Here is a 6,441-nt window from a genome sequence, read left to right as displayed (position 1 = left end):
TCTTCTAATCTTTATTTTTGTCAGAAACTTGTTGGAGTTCCTTGATTTCAAAATCCTATCAACCTTTTTAATTAATAATAGTAAATTTGATAACAAATACCCGAATTAATATTGCAAAATGGAAATAAAACCAGTTTATAATATACAGTTCTGTCTAGATTTTAAGCAACTCATATCCTTCTATATATAAGACTTCTACTAAAGTAAATAGACAGACCATTCTAACTATATATAAGAGCGTTAATGATTTAATTGCTATCCTGATTCTAGATATCTCAATTCGATAAATCGGCGATATTTGCTCAAATCAAAACTATAGGAAAAATGCAATTGTTTGCTTTTAAGCTTTCTAGCTGATGAGTAATTGTAACCACGAATACTGTTTGTAAATTAGTTTGTCAGCGCAAGTAAATTGGCCAGATGTATGATATTCTTTATTTATAGGGAATCTAATACCAGAATAAAAACTCCTTAGATTCCTTTGAAGTGAGTATCAGACCAGCCTCATCAGTTATTGGTGATGGTATAACGTTAATCGAAATGGAGCAAAACCGCCTAAAAATCGGTTTTTCGTTTGGCGAAGCCATTGCCATAGCGTAGGCTGGACTGATTTTTTTATGTATCTTCTTTGCAGCGAAAATAATGCTTGTCTTGCTGTGACGAAGTAAAAATTTCTCATGCACCTGCCGGATCTGTGGAAGTTTTTTGAATTTTTGGTGACAGGATTGGAACTAATTTTTAGCACCCTTGTTGTATCTCGCATCCCGCTAATATTTACTGCCATATCTGTAAGAAGCTGTTTAATTTCTCGCAAATAACTGCAATATTTAGCTGGATAGACGGCTGATGTCCACTCTCTAACAGCATCAATGCAGTCACAAACTGGGGGAGCATTTCAGTTTTGTAAATGTACCTTAAATCTAGCCCCCTTAGTCCCCCCAAAGCATCGATTTCTGCTCCCTCTCCTTAATAAGGACAGGGTTGGGGTGAGGTTTAAAGAGCTTTCTACGAAAGTGAAATGCTCCCCAAACTGGGTAGTAAACACTTTCAAGAATTACAACTTCAATTTGATTCAATACTCTGCTTGATTACACCATAATCTTGAAGCCGAATCAATAAGTCTGCGCCATTATTGAGGTTTTTATGCGGAAAATCGCTATTTATGGAAGAGGGGGAGTTGGCAAATCCACAACGACTCAAAACGTCGTGGCTGGACTCACTGATCTGGATCGTAAGGTGATGGTTGTAGGGTGTGACTCAAAAGCAGACTCCACTCGGCTCCTTTTGGGGGGATTCCACCAGAAGATTGTACTCGACACGTTGCGGAAAGAAGAAGATGATGATGTGAATCTAGAAGACTTCCGCCAGGTGGGATGGGGGAAGACGCTGTGTGTGGAATCGGGTGGGCCGGAACCTGGTGTGGGATGTGCAGGTAGAGGCATTCTGACATCAATTGGGTTGCTGGAACAACTTGGTGCTTATGATGATGCAGTTAGACTTGATTATACATTTTATGACGGTCTGGGTGACGTGGTATGCGGTGGATTTGTTATGCCCATTCGTGAACGTAAAGCTCAAGAGGTTTACATCATTACTTCTGGGGAAATTATGGCAATGTATACTGTCAACAACATCTGTCGAAGCATTCAAAAGTATGCTCCGATAGGCGGTATACGTCTGGGAGGATTGATTTGCAACTCTCGCAAAGTCGATGAGGAAGATGATTTGATCAAAGCTCTGGCAGAGAAACTGGGGACTCAAATGATCTACTCTATACCCAGAGACAATATGGTGCAGCAAGCAGAGTTCCACCGCAAGACGGTGATTGAGTATGCTCCTGAGTCTGAACAGGCGCAGCACTATCGCAACCTGGCAATGGCAATTGACCAGAATACAGATTTTGTCACTCCGAAATCTATGTCTAACGATCAGCTAGAGGAACTGCTGGTACAGTTTGGGTTGTTTAGACATCTCCAAACATTAGGTATCACCCCAAGCTCCACAAGGGTTGCAGATTCATTTTCGGAGATGCCTCTTGAATAGGACGATGCAGTAGGGGTTATCCTTCATACAAAGTGTCTGGAGCAATTGGCAATCTCTGACTCGAAAAAGCAGAAAAAACTGCGTAAACTTCTTAACACCATTTGAGAAATCGGCGTTCTGAACCACGCCAAAATTCGTCTACCTCATTGAAGGAGGAGAACTCATTATGTTGACCGAAGAGGTTTTAGTCCAAAAATTTATCACCGTAGTCAAGGGACGCTGTGCCAAAGTAGGTGAGTTGCTCCAGTACTGCCACGTCGAACTTGTAAACTCTTACTGGGGTTGTCCTCCAAAACTTATACAACATTTTGTTGTTTATTATCCTAATATGCTGTTTGCCTCAGTTAATGCCTACCAAGACGTTTTCAGAAGCGTTGCCCAAGATTTGGGGATATGTGAGGCTATTTGCATAAATGCCACACGCATTATCCGTGACCCCGCCTCAAGGTTGAAGGAAAAGAACCCGATCTTATGGTTGGAACTCCAGTGGGTGGCGGTACCAACTAAAAAAGGCAATTGGCATTTAGATCAGGACTTACCGCACTCAGACTAAGTTTTATTTTGGTGACGTAGCTTGGCACCGTAGGCATCACCTTGGTTAACGTGAGTTCGACAAGTCTTATTTGACCTCTCCCCCAACCCCTCTCCGACGCCCAGAGGGGAGCAAAAAGCTGAATTTTTCGTTGCTCCTCCCTCTCCGAAACGGAAAGGGAGGCTGGGAGGGAGAGGTTCATCGAACTTACGTTTGGTTGGCAGATGATCAAAAGGCGATCGCCGACGGCGGCAAGCTACGCTAAATTACTAAATGTATCCAAAAAGGCAAGTATGCTGGCAATATGTATGCTATGCTTGCAGGAAATAAGTGAAATTGTCAAAATATCAATATGTCTTTCAACAAAAACGGCAAACACTAGAAAACCTTGCTACTGACCCAACAAATTTAAGTTTGTCTGCTGCGGCTTTTTCTAACGGAGAGATACAGCCTCATGAAACTGGATGTGAATCTTTGTAACAACCTGAAGTCAATTAGAACTCGCTTGGGTATGAGTCAGCAAGAATTAGCTAATATAGCTGGCGTAACTCGTCAGAGTATTGGTGGTGTGGAATTAGGGCAATATGCTCCTTCTGTTGCTATGTCACTGCGTTTAGCCAAGGCCCTGGGCTGCCAAGTCGAGGACTTATTCTGGTTTGAGGAAGATTTACCAGAAGTTGAGGCAATTCTTGCGGGATCAGTGCCTAAGCAGCAGCAATCACGAGTTAGTCTAGCGCGGGTTGGGAATCAATGGATAGCTTATCCCCTCGTTGGGAACGATGCTTTTCGGATCGAAATGATTCCAGCTGATGGTGAGATGCTTGCTGTGATCTACCCTGATGCTGGGGAATCCGTAAGGGTGAAAGAGTTACCCAGCGTCAGCAATTTGCCGTTAGCGTCAGAAGTAGCTAGTAATGAGCGTCAATCGGAGGGTGAAGCACAAAGCCAAAACGGTACAAATAAAGTTCTGGTTCGGCTTCTGGATGATATAGACAAACTACACAATACAGTTGTGATTGCTGGTTGTACACCTGTGCTTTCACTTTTGGCAAGAGCAACTGAACGTTGGCATCCGCAACTGCGAATTCATTATCGTTTCGCCCACAGCAAGGCGGCATTACGTAGTCTGTGCAAAGGTGAAGTTCATATTGCAGGAATGCACTTATACGATCCCAAAACTAGAGAACATAACATCCCCTTTGTGCGGGAAGCCTTAAGAGGTAAGAGTGCCGTTTTGATTACCCTTGGAGTTTGGGAAGAAGGTTTGTTAGTCCCACCAGGAAACCCAAGGGGAATTAAAACAATTTCCGACTTAGTAGAATTTGGAGCAACTATTGTCACCCATGAAGCGGGTTCTGGCGGCCAGATGCTTTTAGAACGGAAACTCCAAGAAGAAGGAGTGCCATTTCCGACTGTGAAAGGATTTACCCATATCGTCCACAGCCATCAAGATGTTGCCTTATCTGTAGTCTCAGGAATGGCTGATGCCGGGATCAGTACAGCATCTATAGCTGCTGCCTTTGGGTTGGGATTTATCCCCCTTCATAGTGCGCGATACGACTTGGTGATTATTAAAGAATATTTGGAAGAAGAACCAGTAAAACAGTTCCTCAGTATCTTGGGACATCAGCTAGTGCGATCGCAATTAGAGATCCTCGGCGGCTATGACACTAGCAAGATTGGGGAAGTTGTAGCAAATATTTCGTAATTCGTAATTCGTAATGACGCTCGATAGCGACGCGGAAAGCGAATCCTTGAGCGTCTGACTCGCTACCGCTACGCTAACGTAATTCGTAATTGTTACCCTACTACTAAGAAATATGTCTTTTAGTTTCCACAACTCAAGTTAGCTGCTCTGTCTTTCAATCATGAATTACTCAAGCAAATCAAAATCACCCAACAATTTAGCCAATGATGAATCATGACTTCACTATGAATAAACATCCGGTTCACATTAACGATACAACCTTGCGAGATGGCGAACAAGCCGCAGGTGTAGCCTTTAATGTTGAAGAAAAAATTGCGATCGCCACTTTTCTTGATGCTATTGGTGTTCCAGAATTGGAAATTGGCGTTCCGGCAATGGGACAAGAAGAAGCAGAGTCGATTCGAGCGATCGCTAATCTGGGATTAAATGCCCAATTACTTGGCTGGAACCGTGCTAAATTGTCCGATATTCAGGCATCTATAGATTGTGGTTTGGAACGGGTGCATATTTCCGTTCCCGTCTCAGAAATTCAGATTGCCGCCAAGTTTGGGGGTAAGCGGCAGGTAATGCTGGATCTGCTGCGGGATGCGATTAATTTTGCTTGCGATCGCGGTTTAGCTGTATCTGTTGGCGGAGAAGATTCTTCTAGAGCCGATGAATCTTTCCTACTGGATGTGGCGTATTATGCTCAAGAGTTGGGAGCTTTCCGGTTTCGCTTCTGTGACACTGTAGGAATTCTCGACCCTCTGACTACTTTCAGCAAAGTTCGCTCCCTTGTGCATCATCTATTCATTCCCATAGAAATGCACACGCATAATGATTTTGGATTGGCAATGGCGAACTCGCTAGCTGGTATTGAAGCAGGGGCGCGATCGGTCAACACCACGGTAAATGGGATTGGCGAACGCGCCGGGAATGCGGCGTTGGAAGAAATGGTGATGGCACTGAAACACCTTTACAACATCCCAACGGGTATTAATACAAAACGCCTGCTGGAACTGTCACGGTTAGTTGCTAAAGCTGCTAACTGGCCGGTTCCTCCCTGGAAAGCGATCGTGGGTGAAAATACTTTTGCACACGAGTCGGGGATTCATGCTCATGGTGTGTTGCAAAATCCCGGTACTTACGAACCGTTTGCGCCGGAAGATGTAGGCTGGGAACGTCGCCTTGTTGTAGGCAAACATTCCGGTCGGCATCTGATCATCAGTGTGCTGCAAGAACATGGAATCATACTCAGTCAGCCAGAAATTCAATCAGTGCTGGATGCTGTAAAGCATCAGTCAGTAAAAGTTAAACGCAGTCTCACGGTTGAAGAACTCCTGAGTTTTGTTCCCCAAAGGTGAACTTACAGGGGAGCAATGATGACTTGGGCGTTCTATCAGTTTTCTCAAACGTTATCGCATTTGTGTAACCGCTACGGTTCCAAATTGGTGAGAATAACTGAAGAATATACATCAAAGACCTGTACTAAATGCGGTCATGTTCATAGAAAACTTGGTAGTTCTAAGAACTTTATTTGCCCTAACTGTGGTTACGAAATACCAGGAGATTTTAATGGAGCCGTGGGGATTTTCCTCAAGGCAATGTGGGATACCACCTTCACTGAATCAGTTGGTGATGTTGTACTGGATGTTCACGATATCTCAAATGTCGGAGAATGTCTCGGTTAAAAGTATCAGTAGGGAAGGTTAAGAAAGCATCACAATTCCGTCTCTGGTTAACGAGCGCAGTTATTGTACCAACTGCTAGAATACTACCAATAATGTTGGTAGTCGCGATGCCAAGAAAAGAGCAAGGATGGATCACTTTTCAATTGTCTCTAGAAGAACGGCAACTTCTAGAGCAGTACTGTAAGCAGTTCCAACGCACTAAGACTGATGTTTTGCGTTCCCTGTTGCGTAGTCTCCAAGCACAATCACTCAAACAGCAGGGAAAGCAGTTTGATTCTGAAGAGGTTGATCTTGACCTACTTTGAGCAGTGGTGAAGAACCGCTATCGGTAAAGCCAGTTGTTTTGTAACCAAAGAAATTTGTAATGGGGTGGGTAATCCCTCTGAAATTGTAAAAAAGCGTTCAAGTTCAAAAGTTGACTATGACAAATCCTACAAAATTATTGCGATCGGTCCCTCCGGGACTGGGTACTGGGTAATGGGGACTAG

6 protein-coding genes and 2 pseudogenes are annotated in these 6,441 nt (G+C 43.6%); 7 read left to right on the top strand and 1 reads right to left on the bottom strand.

What is annotated here, in order from left to right; genetic code table 11:
• Window positions 1-712 precede the first annotated feature (712 nt).
• Window positions 713-814: pseudogene (locus V7K97_RS32150) on the bottom strand (IS1-like element transposase); the annotation flags it as partial.
• 329 nt (window positions 815-1,143) lie between these two features.
• On the opposite strand from V7K97_RS32150, the gene nifH reads away from it, so the two are divergent.
• The 7 genes and pseudogenes from nifH to V7K97_RS23330 form a co-directional block, all read left to right on the top strand.
• Complete coding sequence (nifH, locus tag V7K97_RS23360; RefSeq protein WP_334803375.1) at window positions 1,144-2,043, top strand: nitrogenase iron protein; 900 nt, start codon at window positions 1,144-1,146, stop codon at window positions 2,041-2,043.
• 166 nt (window positions 2,044-2,209) lie between these two features.
• Window positions 2,210-2,596 (top strand): hypothetical protein, encoded by a 387-nt coding sequence (locus V7K97_RS23355; RefSeq protein ID WP_334803374.1) that lies wholly within the window; start codon window positions 2,210-2,212, stop codon window positions 2,594-2,596.
• Between the two features lie 309 nt (window positions 2,597-2,905).
• Window positions 2,906-3,055 carry a hypothetical protein gene (locus V7K97_RS23350; RefSeq protein ID WP_334803372.1) on the top strand — a complete coding sequence of 50 codons (150 nt, stop codon included), beginning with the start codon at window positions 2,906-2,908 and terminating at the stop codon, window positions 3,053-3,055.
• The gene (locus V7K97_RS23345; protein ID WP_334803371.1) at window positions 3,030-4,283 is read left to right on the top strand and encodes a substrate-binding domain-containing protein; all 1,254 of its coding nucleotides are present in this window, start codon (window positions 3,030-3,032) and stop codon (window positions 4,281-4,283) included. The genes V7K97_RS23350 and V7K97_RS23345 overlap by 26 nt, the downstream gene beginning before the upstream one ends.
• A gap of 224 nt (window positions 4,284-4,507) precedes the next feature.
• Complete coding sequence (nifV, locus tag V7K97_RS23340; RefSeq protein WP_334803370.1) at window positions 4,508-5,626, top strand: homocitrate synthase; 1,119 nt, start codon at window positions 4,508-4,510, stop codon at window positions 5,624-5,626.
• Between the two features lie 15 nt (window positions 5,627-5,641).
• Window positions 5,642-5,953, top strand: coding sequence for a zinc ribbon domain-containing protein (locus V7K97_RS23335; protein ID WP_334803369.1), 312 nt, complete (start codon window positions 5,642-5,644; stop codon window positions 5,951-5,953).
• A gap of 107 nt (window positions 5,954-6,060) precedes the next feature.
• Window positions 6,061-6,201, top strand: a pseudogene (locus V7K97_RS23330) (TOBE domain-containing protein); the annotation flags it as partial.
• Between the last annotated feature and the right edge of the window lie 240 nt (window positions 6,202-6,441).

It is taken from the genome of Nostoc sp. (genome assembly GCF_036917815.1).
Classification (GTDB): domain Bacteria; phylum Cyanobacteriota; class Cyanobacteriia; order Cyanobacteriales; family Nostocaceae; genus Nostoc.
Note: the sequence above shows the minus strand (reverse complement) of the source record. Positions and strands in the feature narration are given on the sequence as shown.